15 protein-coding genes are annotated in these 16,574 nt (G+C 56.4%); 11 read left to right on the top strand and 4 right to left on the bottom strand.

Annotation, left to right across the window (positions count from 1 at the left end):
* Position 1 precedes the first annotated feature (1 nt).
* Positions 2 to 1,567, top strand: coding sequence for an NfeD family protein (locus NB063_RS01265; RefSeq protein ID WP_250926915.1), 1,566 nt, complete (start codon positions 2 to 4; stop codon positions 1,565 to 1,567).
* 51 nt (positions 1,568 to 1,618) lie between these two features.
* On the opposite strand, the gene NB063_RS01270 is transcribed toward NB063_RS01265, so the two are convergent.
* Complete coding sequence (locus tag NB063_RS01270; RefSeq protein WP_250926916.1) at positions 1,619 to 3,487, bottom strand: leucine-rich repeat domain-containing protein; 1,869 nt, start codon at positions 3,485 to 3,487, stop codon at positions 1,619 to 1,621.
* Here NB063_RS01270 and NB063_RS01275 point away from each other — a divergent pair.
* Positions 3,486 to 5,051, top strand: a complete 1,566-nt coding sequence (locus tag NB063_RS01275) for a sulfatase family protein (RefSeq protein WP_250926917.1) — start codon at positions 3,486 to 3,488, stop codon at positions 5,049 to 5,051. The genes NB063_RS01270 and NB063_RS01275 overlap by 2 nt on opposite strands.
* A 68-nt stretch (positions 5,052 to 5,119) precedes the next feature.
* Here the strand turns inward: NB063_RS01275 and NB063_RS01280 are convergent, their stop codons facing one another.
* Positions 5,120 to 6,541: a DUF6666 family protein gene (locus tag NB063_RS01280; protein WP_250926918.1), complete on the bottom strand. Its 1,422-nt coding sequence runs from the start codon at positions 6,539 to 6,541 to the stop codon at positions 5,120 to 5,122.
* Positions 6,542 to 6,885: 344 nt separating this feature from the next.
* Here NB063_RS01280 and NB063_RS01285 point away from each other — a divergent pair, with 344 nt between their 5' ends.
* The 8 genes from NB063_RS01285 (at position 6,886) to NB063_RS01320 (ending at position 13,045) form a co-directional block, all read left to right on the top strand.
* Positions 6,886 to 8,172, top strand: a complete 1,287-nt coding sequence (locus tag NB063_RS01285; protein WP_250926919.1) for a hypothetical protein — start codon at positions 6,886 to 6,888, stop codon at positions 8,170 to 8,172.
* Between the two features lie 340 nt (positions 8,173 to 8,512).
* On the top strand, positions 8,513 to 8,680 hold the full coding sequence (locus NB063_RS01290; protein WP_250926920.1) for a DUF1328 domain-containing protein: 168 nt from the start codon (positions 8,513 to 8,515) through the stop codon (positions 8,678 to 8,680).
* 76 nt (positions 8,681 to 8,756) lie between these two features.
* Complete coding sequence (locus NB063_RS01295) at positions 8,757 to 9,107, top strand: hypothetical protein (protein ID WP_250926921.1); 351 nt, start codon at positions 8,757 to 8,759, stop codon at positions 9,105 to 9,107.
* Positions 9,108 to 9,127: 20 nt separating this feature from the next.
* Entirely contained in the window at positions 9,128 to 9,424 is a 297-nt protein-coding gene (locus NB063_RS01300; RefSeq protein ID WP_250926922.1) for a Rho termination factor N-terminal domain-containing protein, read from the top strand.
* A gap of 323 nt (positions 9,425 to 9,747) precedes the next feature.
* A complete protein-coding gene (locus NB063_RS01305) occupies positions 9,748 to 10,650 on the top strand; it encodes a DUF4142 domain-containing protein (protein ID WP_250926923.1) in 903 nt (300 codons plus the stop codon).
* A 52-nt stretch (positions 10,651 to 10,702) separates the two neighbouring features.
* Positions 10,703 to 11,146 (top strand): hypothetical protein, encoded by a 444-nt coding sequence (locus tag NB063_RS01310; protein WP_250926924.1) that lies wholly within the window; start codon positions 10,703 to 10,705, stop codon positions 11,144 to 11,146.
* Positions 11,147 to 11,172: 26 nt separating this feature from the next.
* A complete protein-coding gene (locus NB063_RS01315; RefSeq protein WP_250926925.1) occupies positions 11,173 to 12,480 on the top strand; it encodes a cytochrome P450 in 1,308 nt (435 codons plus the stop codon).
* Positions 12,464 to 13,045: a DUF1990 family protein gene (locus NB063_RS01320; RefSeq protein ID WP_250926926.1), complete on the top strand. Its 582-nt coding sequence runs from the start codon at positions 12,464 to 12,466 to the stop codon at positions 13,043 to 13,045. The genes NB063_RS01315 and NB063_RS01320 overlap by 17 nt, the downstream gene beginning before the upstream one ends.
* A gap of 111 nt (positions 13,046 to 13,156) precedes the next feature.
* Here NB063_RS01320 and NB063_RS01325 read toward each other — a convergent pair whose 3' ends face one another.
* A complete protein-coding gene (locus NB063_RS01325; protein ID WP_250926927.1) occupies positions 13,157 to 14,050 on the bottom strand; it encodes an SDR family oxidoreductase in 894 nt (297 codons plus the stop codon).
* Between the two features lie 338 nt (positions 14,051 to 14,388).
* On the opposite strand from NB063_RS01325, the gene NB063_RS01330 reads away from it, so the two are divergent.
* Positions 14,389 to 15,306 carry a prolyl oligopeptidase family serine peptidase gene (locus NB063_RS01330; RefSeq protein WP_250926928.1) on the top strand — a complete coding sequence of 306 codons (918 nt, stop codon included), beginning with the start codon at positions 14,389 to 14,391 and terminating at the stop codon, positions 15,304 to 15,306.
* Between the two features lie 50 nt (positions 15,307 to 15,356).
* On the opposite strand, the gene NB063_RS01335 is transcribed toward NB063_RS01330, so the two are convergent.
* Entirely contained in the window at positions 15,357 to 16,499 is a 1,143-nt protein-coding gene (locus NB063_RS01335) for an AraC family transcriptional regulator (RefSeq protein WP_250926929.1), read from the bottom strand.
* Positions 16,500 to 16,574 lie beyond the last annotated feature (75 nt).

The raw sequence follows: 16,574 nt of genomic DNA on the forward strand, positions 1-16,574 counted from the left end.
CATGATGATTCAGAGCTTCTTACGGACGTCGTTCCTGTTCACGGGACTTGCCGTCTGTCTGGTCATGAATCCGTTTCCCGGTGCGATCAGGGCTGAGGATCCGGTTGCCGCTGACGTTGATGTCGCAGCCGCCAAAGACGCCGCTGCAAAACGTCCCAACGCCAAACGCACCGCCGTGATCCTTCCGTTCAAGGAAGACATCAACCCGCTCAGCGGTGCCTTATTAAAACGGAAATTCGAAGCCGCCCTGGACTCCGGCGTCGACGTGATCATCTTCGACATCCACTCGCCGGGTGGCTTCACGATGGTGACGTTCGAGTTGATGGACATGGTGCTCGACGCCGATGATGTCGAGACGGTCGCGTACATCGAAAAGGATGCCATCAGCGGAGCGGCATTATTCGCACTCGCGACGGACACGATCCTGATGAAACCGGACGCACGGATGGGTGACGCCGGCGAGATCGTCATGGGCGAAGACGGAGCGTTTCGTTATACGGAAGCGAAAAGCCGTAGTGTCTTGGCTCAAAAAGCTCGTGATACTGCGGCGGCGACCGGTCGATCCGTGGCACTGGCTGAAAAGATGACTGATAAAGACATGGTCGTTTATCGGGCAACCAATAAAAACACCGGGGAAGAGCGATTGCTCTCCGATAAAGAACACGCCTCAATGCAAGATGCTGGCGATTGGGAACTCGGCACGCCGATTCGAGAAGCGGGCAAGGAAATGTTCTTTATCGCCAACGGACAGCGGGCTGTCGAACTCGGCATGGCGGATCAAACGGTTTCAGGCAAAGAAGACCTCGCCCGCGTGCTCAACGTGCAGTCACCGATTCCCGAAGTGCAACGCAGTTGGGTGGACACGTTCGTGCTGGTGCTGAACATGAAATTCTTCACGTTCCTACTGCTGCTGATCGGTCTGATCGCGATTGCGGTCGAACTGAGTGCCCCGGGGATCGGCGTCGGCGGATTGATCAGTTGTCTGTGTTTCGGGCTGTTCTTTTGGAGCCGTTTTCTAGGCGGTACGTCAGGCTGGCTTGAGGTGATGTTGTTCCTGATGGGATTGCTGTTTATCGCGGCAGAAGTTTTCGTGATTCCAGGATTCGGCGTCGCCGGCATTATGGGATTGGCGTTGTCGCTCGGATCGTTAGTGATGGCGTCTCGCCGGTTTTCGATGGCCGGCGAGGGAATCGATTGGACTTCGCTTGGAAACGATGTGGCGTTGGTGCTGGGGGCGTTCCTCGCTTTTCTGGTGGCGGGAATTGTCTTGACCAGTTACATGGGGCAAATCCCGGGACTGAGTCGTCTGACGTTGCAGGCCGAAATGGCACCCGCCGATTCGTTCGTGACCGCGGATTCAGCTCCAGCGTGGCAGCGAGTTCAGATTGGACAAACGGGCACGACCGTCTCACCGCTGAGACCGGGCGGCCGCGTTCAGGTCGACGACATGATGCTCGACGTTGTGACCGAAGGCGACTTCGTCGATCCTGGAAATCCCGTGCGCGTGATCGCCAAGCAAGGCACACGCGTTGTCGTGCGACTCATTGAAGACTCCCCCAACGTTTAAGACGGCGTCAGACCTGTGGCAGCCTCAAGACACTGAACCGGTGCGCCCCGATTAAGGTGTCAGTTGCAGCGGGTTGAGATCGAGGTCCGAGATCGCGGCACGCAATTGTTGTAAACCCGCGTCGTTGACTCGCGTTCGCTGCACGTCAACGGTTTGCAGGTTGGGGAATTTTGATAGCTTTGCGATGGAGGCATCCGTGATTGCGGTCCCGGTCAACCAGATGGTTTCGATGGTTTTGTCTGCGGCGATTGATTCGATCACGGAATCATCGATCGGTGTCCAACTGAGATCGAGTTCACGCAGATCGGTCGCTCGACGGATCGTCTCGCGAACCATCGGAGTGATCTTGGTGGCTTCGAGGCTGAGTTGATCGAGACTCGTCGCATCACCGATAATCCTCGCGACTTGTTCGTCGTCGATCGGGGTTCGTGAAGCGTCGAACCAGTGGACTTGCGGCAATTGCGGCAAAGTCTTCCAACCCGCGAGCGAGACTTCGCAGCCGGCCAAGCAGATCGTCGTTGCCGACCCCGGAATCGGATGGGCGATCAGGTGATGGTCGTCAACCATCAGAAAGCGATCCACTCGTGAGTCTTCGTCCGGTGACGCTGGATGGCTTTGGTGAAGGCAAGCGAAATCGCTTATGTCGATGCCGTAGATTTCCGCCAACGCGAGATAAATGTTTTTGCGACGAGGAGATTTCGCTGCGTCATCCATCGCAAAATGCGTTTGCAGGATCGCCTGTGAATACCACGTCGCCAAGTCGCTCCGACGCTGCACATCGTGACGGTCACCGCGTAATTCGGCGATCGAGGCGACCGGTGCACGGGCGATCAAGGTTTGATAGCGTGCGTATTGCAAACGGTTGCTGTCCCACCCGCCAACGCAAGCCAATTGGCTACCGGTTTGTAACGATTCAAAATGTCCCGCGATCCCTTCGACCAGCCAAAAGTTTTTGGTCGATAGCGTCGTCTTTCGAGATCGCTTGCGGTCGCTGGCCTCTTCAAATAATTGGTGGCACGTTTCGTGAGCCATCCCCGACGCGTCGTCTTGAGGAAAGAAGAACGAAGTCTCTAACGTATCGCTGTAGAAACCTGCTGACGCGGCGATGGTGGATGCCTGTCCTGCGGAAATCTGCGGGTACGAGATCGTCAGTTGATAACTTCGTTCGTCGGGCAGCAGAACGACACGGTGTCGACGACGCAGGGACAACCGAGATGCCGCGTGTTTCGATAAGTAGTCGCTGAGGTTTGATGATTCCGGATCCCATTGGGCGAGGCTGATCGCGGTTTGATCGCGGCCCGACCAAAGTGGGAAGTAAATTTGTGTCCAGGTCCAATAGAACCGTTCGAGATCACGAGCGACCTTTTGCGTGGTATCGGTACTGGCACGTGAGAGAATCTCGAAGTGCGGTGTTTGTGCAACGACAAAGCTCGCCGGTCGCCAGGGCAGGAACTTCGGGGCGCCGCGACCGGATCGTGTCGTGATTTGCACGTCGTCGTGTTGCGGCAGCGTCAGCCAACGTCGGATCGACGTGGACGCTGGATTTTCGTGGTGAGCCCGCCAGACTTCGATGTAACGCCACCAATCGAGATCGCCGCCACGCGACATCGGTCCGATCCCGAGTGCCTCGGTGGGGAGCACTCCAGACCGCAAAATCGCAGCGTCGGCAGGCTCAAGGTCTTGATTGGTGGTGTTTAACTCGTCTTTTCCCGGGGTGACCGCGATCGGCAGGAAACTTCTCGTGCGATCGGCGGCATCCGATGCCGTGATGTCCAGTGTCGTGTTGCCGATTGCCACGACGGCCAGAAAAAACGCAACGGCGGATCGGCATTTCATTACACTGATGAACCCGCTGTTGGTCGCCTGACTGTTGCGATGGCGTTGTTGTTCCCCACCCACGATGTGAAGACTGAAATCCATGTGCGTTCCCATTTCAAGATCCTTCGTTTCTCGATTGCGTTGGCTTCCTGGGGCGGTCGTGTTGGCCGCCTGGTTGGTCGTCACAGGTGGAGTAGCCGGGCACGCGGCCGAGCGAAATGTTTTGTTTATTATTACCGATGACGAAAGTCCCACGCTCGGATGTTATGGCGATGCGTGTGCAGTGACTCCCGCGATCGACGCGGTTGCTGCCGATGGGATGGTTTTCCACAACGCGTTTGCGACAACTGCGTCATGCAGCGCCAGCCGTAGTGTCGTCATGAGCGGCTTGCACAACCATCGTAACGGACAATTCGGCCATCAACATCATTATCACAAATTCGCGTCATTCCAGGATGTGATCGCACTTTCTTTGCCACGCGTGATGCAACGGGCGGGGTATCGTACCGGTCATATCGGTAAGTATCACGTGGCACCCGAAGAGGTCTACCATTTTGAAACCTATCTCAAGGGCAATGGACGCAACGCCGTCGAGATGGCCAATAGCGCCAAAGACTTTTTGGTGAGCCAAGAAGATGACCGGCCGTTCTTTTTGTACTTTGGAACCTCCGATCCGCACCGAGGTGGCGGCAACGATCAAACCTCCGAACTCGAATTGAAGCCGAACTTGTTCGGCAACCGACCGCGAAAAGGAGCGTATCCGGGCGTCGAAGAAGTGTTCTTTGACCCGGCCGACGTGATCGTGCCGCCGTTTCTGCCGGATACACCGGAGACTCGCAGCGAGTTGGCGCAGTACTACCAGTCCTGTAGCCGGATCGATCAAGGCGTCGCGCGGCTGGTCCAAATTCTCAAAGACGCAGGGCTGTACGATAAGACATTGATCGTGTTTACATCCGATCACGGGATGGCATTTGCCGGCGGCAAGACGACAGTGTACGAAGGCGGTTTACGCGTGCCGATGGTCGTTCGCGATCCCTATCAAAAGGTCCGTGGCGTTGAGAGTGACGCCATGATCAGCCATATCGACATCACTCCCACCCTTCTCGATTTTGCCGGCGGTCTCGATAGGGATGCGAACGCACCCAAGGACCTTCTCGACGCGAAGAAGTACTGGAAGGATAAAGGAGTGTCGCCGATCGAGAATCGTGACGGTGGAAAACCTTTTAACCAGTACCACGGAAAATCATGGATGGGCGTACTCGCGGAGCCGACCAAGTCGCATCACGATGAAATCTTCGCCTCGCATACGTTCCACGAAATCCAGATGTACTACCCGATGCGGGTGATTCGTGATGACAAGTATAAACTGATCTGGAACATCGCTCATCCGTTGCCGTATCCGTTTGCGAGCGACCTCTGGGCGGCCAGCAGTTGGCAGGCCCAACTCGCCAAGGGCAATGACGCGTCCTACGGAAACAAGACGGTCGGGGAGTACATCCAGCGTCCTGAGTTCGAGCTCTTTGACATCGCCGCTGATCCGGATGAGACAACGAATCTCGCGGCCAGTTCAGGCCACTCGGATGTGCTCAAGCGATATCAGGCGAAACTCAAGGCCGCGCAAAAACGCTACCAAGACCCGTGGATCATGAAGTGGGAGTATGAATAGGGGAACGAAATCAGGTGACAGGTCTGTGGATCCTGTCACCTGTTCTACTTTCACCCATTCATGCATTCTTACCTTCTGAAGACGAAGAACGATCCGTTGTCGGCGACATCGAACATCGGTCGGCTGTAGCGACTCGATCGTTTTCCAAAGCCAGGGCGATAGGCCATGCTGATCGACATGTTCCATCCTTCGGCCTGGTGTTGATCGATCACCGAATCATCGCCAGGCGAGAAGTAAATCGACGAAAGCCGCATCGAGAGTCCGTTCTTGAGTGGCATTTCCATGTCGCTGCCGACGAGGAAGTGCTCGTCATCGGTCCCACCGATGTAGGTTGTCCACTGACCGGTCGATGCGAAGTTGTATCGGTAGAACGCCCGGTATTGGTTGCTCGCTTCGAGCGTCTCGGTTCCGTTGAAGGTCGCACCGGATTCGTCGAGTACCGTTGTCGTGACGGTGTCATCGCTGACGCCGCCCATCCAGTGGAAACCGAACCCTTGGCATGCCGACCATTTCCAGCTCAGTTCACCGCGGAGTTGCAGCAAGTCAGTTTGGTAGTACCAGTCTTCGTTGAGGTAGTCGAGCACGACACCATACTGCAGTCCGTAGTCGACGCGACGGAACAAGCCAGTCGTCAGGAAAATTTGGTTGCGATGTTCGTCGGTAAAATCTTCGCCCTGCAAGTTGCTCTGTGTGGCACGAAGTCCGAATTGTGCCGAGAGATCCAAGCAGATCCAAGGACGCAGGTTGCGACCCTCGTTGAACCCTTGGTGGAATCCGAAACTGCCGCTGTCGGTGCTCGTGGCTGCACCGGTGGCCGGATCGTTCATCGGGTTGTGATAGGCTTGGTTTCCGATGAAAAAGTCGAAACGATTCCAGTCGATATGGAGAATGGGCAGGAAGAGGGGGAAACAATCGACGTGGCAGGCGGGGGCACAGACGTATCCGTCGCAGCCGCCCACACCGGTCGTGCACGCGTCACAGCCACACATGTCGCCGTAGGTTTCCAAGCCGCAGCCTGGTTCGAGCCCACAGCCAGGTTCAAATCCGCAACCCGGTTCGAGCCCACAACCCGGTTCGAGTCCGCAGCCGGGCTCGACAAAGTAGCCGCCTTCCATGCCGCAGGCGGGCTCCCGCAAGATGCCGCCGGAGCACTCGCCGCAGTCGCAAACGGCGCCGCATCTACCGTAGTCTTCGAGGAAACCGACCTGTCGGACGTTTCCACCGCTCTGCCGAGTGGCGGATTGGGACGCGGTTCTGGTGGCGGAAGTTCGCTTAATCACGGGAGATTTCTGGACGATCACCGCGCCAGCGTCCGCATCGAAGCGAGATGGCGACCAGGTCGTTCGTCCGTTGGGCTGGGTTCGTTTGACGCGAACCGGCCCTTCGGCAAAGACGGTGGTGGCGGATCCCAGTGTGATCAGCAGCGTGATGCTGAGCACGAGGTGCCGTTTTGCAAACGTGGCGAATTGCAGTGTTTTCGTAGCAGGCATGGAGTAGTTCCCGTTTCGCGATTTCGTGCCGATATGCCACGAATCGTCGTAGGTAAATTCGATATCACTCCGTATCGGACCGTTAGAGTCCGGCTCATTAGAAAAACCTGCGTAACCGGCACAGATTATCTGACTGGTACCTCGGCGGCGAGTTTCACGCGATTGCAGGCGGCGATAACCGGCACAATCGGACTCCGGTTATGAATCCTGTTTCGGTTGCTCGGTTCTTTCCGAAGAGACTGCCACAGGCGATTCTAAGTCAAGGAAGACTTCGGACGTCTGGCGTCGACTGACATTGGGTCGACGCGGTGTCTGCGCGTTCGACAGGGAGGTCAACGAATCGTATGAGCAAATATCGCCGATTCGGTTTGTTGTGCTTGATCGCTGTCGTGGTTCCGAGTTTGGGATGGCGATATCTCTCTCCGCCCGCAGCTCAGGCTCTTGGCGTGCCGCTGAGTTGGGTCGGTCTTTCCGATGACGCAGTGGCGGGCGACATGATGTCGCTCGACCACGGTCACTCGGTCGGTACGTTTGAACTCGCCCATCCGCAGGTGGAACTGAATTCCTCTGCCGTTCAGGTCAATGGTCCCAACGGTCAACCTATTGCCGGGCCGGCCATTTACACGCAGGAACAGGTCATGCGATGGGCCTACGACCGTTCACCCGAAGCGGGGTTGATCGAAACCGAGGTCGAGGCGGTATTACGCGGAATCGATCCGAAAGATCCTGACGCGTGTTGTTCAGCCCGGTTGATCCGCAACGTGTTGCGAGAAGTCGCCTTGGCCCGTCGATACGACGACGCGACACACGCCGCGGTCGCGTATCACAAATTGATCGCCGCATCTCAGGCGGTTGCCGTTGCCGAGCAAGCGATCGCCACCGCCGATAAGCTGATATCGATGGCCGACCAAGCGGAACGCTTGGAAATCCCCGACGGGGACCCGCTCAAACTTCGTCAGACGCGATTGAACCTGCTGTCGATGAAAAGCGAGCAGTCGTTCAACACGTTGAAACTGCGACAAGAACTTTCGCGGTTGACGGGTAGGAGCGAAGCCGAGGTGGCGACCGCGATCATGACCGATTCGTTGCCCAACGAGGCGCCGTCGATCATTGCCGGTGAAGCCGTTTCGATCGCTTTGGTGCAACGACGCGACCTTCGAGCGGTTCAGGTTCTCTGTCGCGAACTCCGCAGTTGCAACGTGGATGCCGCCCGTTTGTTGATGGGCATCGTCAGCCCCGGCGTCGGATTGTCACTCGCGACAGCGACAAAAGGGCTTTTCCAATGTCTCAAAGATGACAAGTCGGATGATGATCTCAACGCTCGGCGTCGCCAATGCTCGCAGCTTTGTCGTTCCCTCGAAGTGGTCATCCGCAACGAAACGTTGCAGGCGGTGTTGGATGTTCGGAGTGCAGCGGCGAGATTGCGGTTAGTGGACGAGCAACTGCAGCTCGCCCGGCAACGCCTGGAAGAAACGCGTGGTCGTATTCGGATCGATGAAGAGGTGCCCGGCAGCGATCTTGTCTTGGAACTTGAGATCTCCGAATTCACCGGCAAACGTCTGACACTGCAAAAAGAATTGATCTTGGCGATCGACGATCTGGAACACGCCAAGAGCACACCGGTACAGTAGTCGTCGATTGGCAAACACGATCCACCACTGAACGGGTCGTTCCTGTACCGTGTATCTATGTCTTGGTGCGCCCGACGATTGTGGGCATACGGGTTGGATTGGGCTGGGTGTTATCACACGCCAGATCCAGAATGGTCGCTTGGCGGCCAACCTGATTGCGGCAGGCTCAGCTGATCCAGAGGTTTGTGGGCTTCTCTCTCGCAATTCACGACGTCGTGCCCTCGCAGAATCTCCGATGCTACTTTGGCACGAGAATCGCTTCTCCTAAAGGAAGACAACCAACGCTCGCGTGACGACCACGCCTGCGGTTCAGTTACCTTTTCGAGAAGAGGATATAACCATGTTAGGCTGGGCTCTAACTTTTCTTATCATCGCGTTGATCGCGGGGGCATTGGGCTTTGGTATGGTCGCCGGTACGGCCGCGACGATCGCCAAAGTGTTGTTCTTTGTTTTCCTGGTCCTATTCATCATCGGCTTGGTGCTGGGCCGACGCGGACCCGCCGTCTAGACGCGTGCAGTGAAGTTTTGTGATGCGGCAGGCTGTTGAACCTGCCGCATTCTTTGCGCGATTGAAAGACGGAAAAATGAATCAAACCAATCCCGAAATCGAGTCTGCTTTGGACGAGTTGGCGGCCCTTGTGTGCCAAGCACTCAAAAACGAAGGCAACGACTTAGCCGAGCGATACGAAGGGCTGTTGAAGACGCTGTTGATGAGCGGCTATTCGACGAAGCCTGGTGCAGGGCTGATGGCTGATGTCGAAGCCCGAGTCAAGTCGCAATGCGGCGAGTGTGCCATGCACCGCGGCGGTGCGCTGTCGTCGATCACAAGTGATCTCGGTGTCAAATTCAAATCGCTCTCGCGATGGGAGTCTCGCGTCCCGAGCGATGACACGCCCGCGAAACCAGCGAACATCAGTGCCGTGACGGACTCTTAGAGAGCAAAGCGAGGTGTGCAATGCCTGAATGGACTGACAAAGACGAGCGGCAGTACGAGCATATCAAAGACAGCCAACTCGACGACGGAAAACCAGAAGACGAAGCGAAAGAGGTCGCCGCACGAACCGTGAACAAGCGTCGTCGTGAAGAAGGTCGAACGCCGAATCAAACGACACAGGGAACGGGGAATCCGAACACGCCATTAGAAGACCGCACCGTCGACGAACTGCAAAATCGAGCTGCGGAATTGAATATCGAGGGACGTAGCAAACTGAAAAAGGCAGAGCTCGTCGAAGCGATCCGCCAAGCAAGCTGAGGCCTAAGTAACGAAAGTATTCACCGCTCTCATCGAGCCACGAATGCCCGTACCGCCAAGCAATATTCCGAAACGATCGAGATATCACTATCGCTTTGTCTAACTTGAACTTGTGGGTAGCCCGAATCGGAGGGCTCGCGTCCTGCCGCTAAAGACTTAGCGGAACGGCGCAAGCCGTCCGGTTTCACTTCCTATTTCAATGCTGATCAAGCCCTAGCCGCAAACGCCACTAACGACCTTCTCAGATCCCTCACGGATGTGACGGATTGGGAGATCAATGAATCGCAAACCAGTCCGACCCTATCGGCCACGGAGAATCACTCATGTCACTCACTCAATGGAAGATCGCCTGGATCGCGGCGCCGTTATCCTTAGCTTTACTGGCACCTGTCAGCGCACAAGGTGTCAACGTGCAGGTCGGCCAGGCGGATGTCGGTCTCAATCGCGAGGGGGCCAGTGTTGAGGTGGATGTGGACGAAGTGCGTCTTGGTTCCCCTGGGCGCAGCTACGCCGACCGAATGAATCAGCAGATCGCGAGTTGGTTGTTGGCGGATCAGGAGGCGTTGCTTGATTTAACCCGCTACGGTCTCGAGCGGTCTCGCGACGAACACGTTCGCCGAATCGCTCAAGCGATGATTCGCGATCACGAGCGAATCGTCGATCAGTTGTCGCCTATCGCCGCTTGGCGGACCCGTCCCAGTTGGTCGAGAACGTCCGAGGAGATCGAGCGGGATCAGCAGCGTCGTTTGGAAGTGGCCGATGAAGCGCGAGAGGATCGACGCGAGATTGTCCGAGATGCTCGTCGAGACGGCGATGGTGTGCGGCGACCTCTTGAAAATATCGTTGACCGTATCGAAGACGGTGTGGAACGAGTCGCGGACCGAACCGAACAGGCTGTTGAGAACACGCGTGACACGATCGATCGGGAGCTCAGACCTAAGGAACGGCCGAGAAGCCGAGGCGTTCCCTGGATTGCCATTCATCGTGAGGTGGTCGACGCGGTGACGGAGACGGCGAGACAAGACCTGAAAGAGCGAACCGGGTATGAGTTCGAAGCGTCTTTTGTCGGAATGTTGGTCGCATCCCATATTCAACAAGAAGCCACCCTCAAAACGCTCCGTAGTCGCGCCACCGGTGAGCTTTCCGAAACCATCGAAGATGTTCTCGCGATAGTTCGCCAGCACCGCAACGAAGCCAACCGAGTCATGGAAGTGATCCAACCTTAGCGCCTACCCACATCAATCATTGTTCTAACCACGTCCCACGGAGGAATGAATCATGTCTGCCGAGACCAATACCCAAACAACCGACTCATCCATGTGGATGCGCACGCGAGAGGTCATTACCGAGCGGTGGCCACACCTCGACCGAGAGGAACTCGCGCAGTGTCCCAACTCCACGTCGGAACTCATCGAGTTTGTCAAGCATCGGGTGGAAGCGAGTGAAGAAGAAGTGAGATCGGTTGTGGAGGAATTCGCACCCCGCGACTCGATACTCGATCGTGTGACGCACGCGGCCGAATCGGGATTGCGTCGTGCGGGAGGAACGGCCGAGGTCGCCTATCGTCGGGCCGATGAAGTCCTCGCGAAACGGCCAACCGAGTCGGTGCTGACAGGCTTTTTGGTTGGCGTCGTACTCGGTGCAACCGTGACGGCGTTATTCATGCAGTCCAAGCCGGAACCGACGGTTTGGGATCGCATGAAAGATCGGTCTTGGTCGTAATCACGTTTAGCTGAGAGGAGCCTCAGATGTCTGAAATCACATGCAACGGTCGGGCCGAATCGACGTTGGCGTTCTTGAAACACGGATACGATTTCATTCGCCACGAAGCTGATCGGCTCGGCGTGGATGTGTTTCAGACACGGCTCAAGCTTCGTCAAACAATTTGTTTGCGGGGGCCTGGGGCTGCTGAGCTATTTTACGACAATGATCGGATCCAGCGTCGTGGCGCTTGCCCGATGCGGATCGTCAAGACGCTGTTCGGCGTCGGTGGCGTGCAGACTCTCGATGATGAGGCTCACCTCGACCGAAAAGCAATGCTGATGTCGCTATTTACGGACGCACGCATTGGCGAACTGATCGAGCATGTCCGCTGCGAACTCAAAGACGCCGCCGACCGATGGGAATCCGAACCGCAAATCGTCGTCCTGCCTGCAATGCAGCGGGTGATGTGTCGGGCCGCGTGCCAATGGGCTTCGGTTCCACTGGAAGAGGGAGACGCCGATCAAGTGGCCAAGGAGCTAGCGGCCATCATCGACGGATGCGGCGGAATCGGCCCGCGATATGTTCGCGCTAGGCTCGCACGGCGACGGTCGAACCGGTGGGCCGAAAAATGGATCGGCCGCGTCCGTCGTGGAGAGTATCTGCCCTCGGAATATTCTGCATTGATGGTGATCGCGACCCATCGGGGCATCGACGGCGAATTGCTACCGTGCCGACATGCCGCGGTAGAGTTGTTGAACGTCCTTCGGCCGAGCGTTGCGATTGCCCGCTGGGTGATGTTTGCCGTGCTGGCAATGCATGCATTCCCCGAAGCAGCCGAGGCGGTTAAGCGATCGGTTGACGGCGCCGAAGCAGATCATTTCGGTGAGGAAGTTCGACGCTACTATCCGTTCTTTCCTGCGGTGGTGGGCAAGACACGGCGTGAATTCACGTGGGATGGCTTGGAATTTCCCGCCAAGACGCGAGTGCTGCTCGATCTTTGGGGACGCAACCGCGATCCGCGGTTTTGGGGCCAGCCGGGCCAATTCAATCCATCGCGTTTTCATCGCCCGGTCGACCGGAAATTCTTGTTCATCCCGCAAGGTGGTGGTGACTTCCATACCGGACATCGTTGTGCCGGCGAGGTGCTAACCCGGCGTGTGCTCGCGGAGTGCATTCGGTGGTTTGCACAGGCCATCCGGTATGATGTTCCCGAACAGAATCTCGAAGTCGCCATCAACCGCTTTCCCGCTGAACCCGAAAGTCGAATGGTGATCGCGAACGTGCGGGCGAACGAAACGTTTGTCGAATCAGATCCGCATTCAGCGATCGGCTCCCTTGTTTTCGATCTCTAAACCCAACGACTTGGCGATCGATCGGTTTCTCAAACGACAAGCAAGATGCGATTTCAACTATCCCGATGTGGGAGCATCAGCGGGCGAGTTACCGCCGGGTTACGATCACCACCATGTCGATGTCGAGCTGGGACGCGGGGATTTGGTTTTCGCCAAGGCTCAGTCGGCGATCACCTCGTGGGCTCAGTTCCGCGTCGGATGGGTCGAAGCGTGCCCGCCAACGACACCACTGGTCATCGGCCAGAACATTGCGATTCGGGCAAGATTTTTCGGTCTTTATGCGTTGGCCGCTTGCCGCATCGTGGACGCATTCGGTTGCGATGAGGGGAGCGGTCGAAATTTTGGTGTTTCAATCGGCACCCTGCCCGATCATCCCGAACAAGGCGAGGAGCGATTCGAAATATCGCAGTCGCGTGATGGAGACGTTCGGTATCAGGTGACCGCGTTCTTTCGAGCCAACCAGACGCTCGCAACGCTTGCGTGGCCGTATCTCAGGTATCGGTTCAACAAATTTCGCGATGAATCCGCGGACACGATGCGTGCAGGAGTCGCGATCCCACGCTGATGCTTGAGGTGCGTCGACGAAATGGCTACCGCCACCAGACTTGTTCGAATGCTTTCGACAACAACCCCTCGACAACGATCAGAAATTACCTGCCAAGTTTCTCGATTGCGATCATCCGTTGATGATCTCGCCTCCATTGGGATGCAGAACCTGCCCAGTCATGTAGGAAGCATCTTCACTGGCGAGAAACACATAGCAACCGCCGCACTCGTGCGGTTGGCCGGCCCGTCCCATCGGAGCGTCACTGCCGAATTTGGCAACCTTCTCTTCCGAGAACGTCGCGGGAATGAGTGGAGTCCAGATCGGTCCGGGGGCAACCGCGTTGACGCGAATCCCGTCGTCGACGAGGTTTTGCGACAGTGACCGAGTGAAGCTGACGATGGCACCTTTCGTAGCCGAATAGTCCATCAATCCGGGGCTGCCACGATACGCCGTCACCGAGGTGGTGTTGATGATGGAGCTTCCCGGTTGTTTTTTGAGATGAGGAACCGCGGCCTGGCAGAGATAGAACATCGAAAAAATGTTGGTGCGGAACGTGTCGACCAATTGCTCCTCGGTAATCTTGTCGATCTCTTTCTGAGGATGCTGCTCGGCCGCGCAATTAACCAAAATATCGAGTCGGCCGAACTCGTCGACCGTCTTGCTGATTGCGGATTCACAGAACTCCTGATCGCCGACGTCCCCGCTGATAGTCAGACAACGACGTCCCTCTTTTTCGACGAGTCGCTTGGTTTCCTCAGCATCGTCATGTTCGTTTCGATAAACGATCGATACGTCAGCGCCTTCACGTGCGTACAGCACGGCGACACTTCGTCCGATGCCGCTGTCGCCTCCCGTAATCAGTGCAGAGCGGCCTTTTAACTTGTCGCTGCCGACGTAGTTGTCTCGCACGCTGATGGGCTTGGGGTGCATCAGCGATTCTTTGCCCGGTTGTTCAGACTGTGACTGGGGAGGACGTTGTTGGTCCTTGTCGGACTTGCCTCGTTCTTTCGATTTGTTCGCCACCAAAAAACTCCTTGAGTGTGTATTTTGATCGACCACAGGGCCGTTGGTTTTCAGATAGGCGGCCGTATGAGACCCCTGTCTGCGAAAACAATTTGCGAATCCCGTGCCAGTTTGCGGGGAGCGACAGGAGGCAACTTTCAGCCTGCTGGTACGCTTCATTCGGTGCGGTCATTCAGCCGGACGGTGAGTGCTTCCTTTGTCGATCTCAACCAAATACGAGAAAGCCTCGCGATGTCCGTCTTGAAATGGTTCGGGGCAACCAATTCGTGTCGTGGGTTGGGTTATCATGGGGACGACCGATCCCAGAAAATGCCTCATGGTTACCACAAATGTTCAACATGCGAATTCTTCTACTACTAGTGCTGTTTACGTCCATCGGGCTCGCCGAAGCCGGTGCAGCCGAACCGGACTTGTCGCAGTTCAACACCGTCCGGGACGTGGTTTACAAAACGGTCGATGGCAAGCGGCTCGACATGCTGTTGTTGCTGCCTAAGGAAGCAAGCCAACAGCCAATCCCCGTCATGATCCATACCCATGGAGGCGGATGGGGTGGAGGAAACAAGTTGAACGTGCTGAAGCAGTCGTTCGCTGGCACACTGAAGATTTGTCTCGACAACGGGATTGCTTGTGCAACGATCGAATATCGGCTGACACGAGGCAAGTCGACCGCGTTTGATAGCGTCGTAGATTGCAAGGATGCGGCAAGATTTTTGGTGAAGAATGCCGACCAATATGGGTTCGACCCTGATCGAATCGGTGTCTGGGGCGGCTCGGCGGGAGGGCATTTGTCTTTAATGACCGGCCTCGCACCCGGGGAGTTGTTTCCCGGCGACCAGGATCTCAAAGGCTTCGATCCTAAATTCCGTTGCATCGCTTCCTATTTCCCGGCAACTTCGTTCCTCCGCCTCGATCTGCTCAAAGGCAGCAACTTCGAAAAACCTGAAAGGTTCACTTCGATATTGGGCGGGCCGTACGAGGATCAACTGGAAATGGCGAAACGATTGAGCCCGGTCGAATATCTCACCTCATCGTCTCCGCCCGTGCTGCTGTTGCACGGCGACAAAGACACCGTGCTACCTCTGGCTGAATCGGAGTTGATGATGGAAGTCGCCAAAACGAAAGGTGCTGACGTTGAACTACTCGTCGTCAAAAACGGTGGTCACAGTTTTGGCGGGAAAAACTTGGAGCCAACGCTAGCGGAAGTTCAGCAACTCGCGGCTGACTTCATCATGCGACATCTCAAAGACGGCGAATAAAGTGCGGGAATTGACCAGCGAAAGTTTCCGTCACGCGTTGCCGCGATGCATTAACCGCGATACTCCGTCGGCGTTTGACCGGTTTCGCGTTTGAAGGCGGCGGCCATGTATTCAACATATTCGAAACCGGTCCGATCGGCGATCTGCCCGATGGAGAGATCGGTATTGCGGAGCAGGTCTTTGATGCGGTTGATCCGAACCCGTTGAATTTCTTCGTGCGGTGTGTGCCCCAAATATTTTTTGAAGCGATGTTCAAGTGCTCGACGTGAAAGCGAGAGATGCCGTAGCACGTCGCCGACACGAATATTTGCGTTCGCATGGCGGCGAATGTATTGCAAGGCTTTGGCAATCTCGCTGTCTTCGATCGCTAGCGTGTCGGTCGATTCGCGGAGTTGAACGCCGAGCGGTTGCGTGATCAGAGGCTCTTCAGTCGCGACATGCTCGCCGCTCATCATTCGATTTAGCAAATCGGCGGCTTCGTAGCCCGTTCGCCGAGTGTCAGGGATGACGCTCGAAAGAGTCGGTTCGCACAAGTCACAAATCAAACGATCATTGTCCACGCCGAGTACCGCGACTTCGGCGGGGACGGAAATATTCAGTTGGCGACAAGCATCGAGAATCTGTTGGGCGATGAAATCGTAGCATCCCATGATGGCGATCGGACGCGGGAGTTCTTTGAGCCACTCGATGATCCGTCGCTTTTCCGCTGCCAGATCATAGGACTTATCGTACCGGCCGACCGATTCGAATTGGTGGACGGTACAGTCGGCGGCTTGCGCCTGACGGCAGAAATGAACTGCCCGTTTTCGGGACCACGCAAAACCGGCGTCGCCGCAGTAGGCGACGTGCCGGAACCCGCGTTCGACGAAATGATCGACGGCCAATTGGGAGATCGCACGGTCCTCGGTGTCGGCCCAGGGGACTCCTTTGACGTGTCGTGCCGCACTGAGGTCGACGATGGGGACCCGGAATTTGCGTAATTGACGACCGATGCTGTCTGTTTCGATTCTCGCGATAATTCCGTCGCCACCCCAATTTTGCAACCACGATGGTGGCGGTGCCCCCCGCTCCTGCTCTGTTAGGTGAACCGACCAATGTCCGCGTTCTTTTGTGTAGGCGATCACGCCTTCGAGAAGCCCACGGCTGTAGCCGTTGGAGGTTTCGATCAGTAAAGCGACGGATTTTCGACCCATGGATAGTCTTTTAGGGTGTGTTAAATATCTCTGGTATTATGCGCGATATCTACTTGGAACGTGATTCTAGGGTGT

This window comes from Aporhodopirellula aestuarii (assembly GCF_023701485.1).
Lineage (GTDB): Bacteria > Planctomycetota > Planctomycetia > Pirellulales > Pirellulaceae > Rhodopirellula > Rhodopirellula aestuarii.

Coding starts and splice junctions, on each gene's coding strand:
- NB063_RS01265 (WP_250926915.1), top strand. CDS start 2: ATGATGATTCAGAGCTTCTTACGGACGTCGTTCCTGTTCACGGGACTT.
- NB063_RS01275 (WP_250926917.1), top strand. CDS start 3,486: ATGTGCGTTCCCATTTCAAGATCCTTCGTTTCTCGATTGCGTTGGCTT.
- NB063_RS01270 (WP_250926916.1), bottom strand. CDS start 3,487: ATGGATTTCAGTCTTCACATCGTGGGTGGGGAACAACAACGCCATCGC.
- NB063_RS01280 (WP_250926918.1), bottom strand. CDS start 6,541: ATGCCTGCTACGAAAACACTGCAATTCGCCACGTTTGCAAAACGGCAC.
- NB063_RS01285 (WP_250926919.1), top strand. CDS start 6,886: ATGAGCAAATATCGCCGATTCGGTTTGTTGTGCTTGATCGCTGTCGTG.
- NB063_RS01290 (WP_250926920.1), top strand. CDS start 8,513: ATGTTAGGCTGGGCTCTAACTTTTCTTATCATCGCGTTGATCGCGGGG.
- NB063_RS01295 (WP_250926921.1), top strand. CDS start 8,757: ATGAATCAAACCAATCCCGAAATCGAGTCTGCTTTGGACGAGTTGGCG.
- NB063_RS01300 (WP_250926922.1), top strand. CDS start 9,128: ATGCCTGAATGGACTGACAAAGACGAGCGGCAGTACGAGCATATCAAA.
- NB063_RS01305 (WP_250926923.1), top strand. CDS start 9,748: ATGTCACTCACTCAATGGAAGATCGCCTGGATCGCGGCGCCGTTATCC.
- NB063_RS01310 (WP_250926924.1), top strand. CDS start 10,703: ATGTCTGCCGAGACCAATACCCAAACAACCGACTCATCCATGTGGATG.
- NB063_RS01315 (WP_250926925.1), top strand. CDS start 11,173: ATGTCTGAAATCACATGCAACGGTCGGGCCGAATCGACGTTGGCGTTC.
- NB063_RS01330 (WP_250926928.1), top strand. CDS start 14,389: ATGCGAATTCTTCTACTACTAGTGCTGTTTACGTCCATCGGGCTCGCC.
- NB063_RS01335 (WP_250926929.1), bottom strand. CDS start 16,499: ATGGGTCGAAAATCCGTCGCTTTACTGATCGAAACCTCCAACGGCTAC.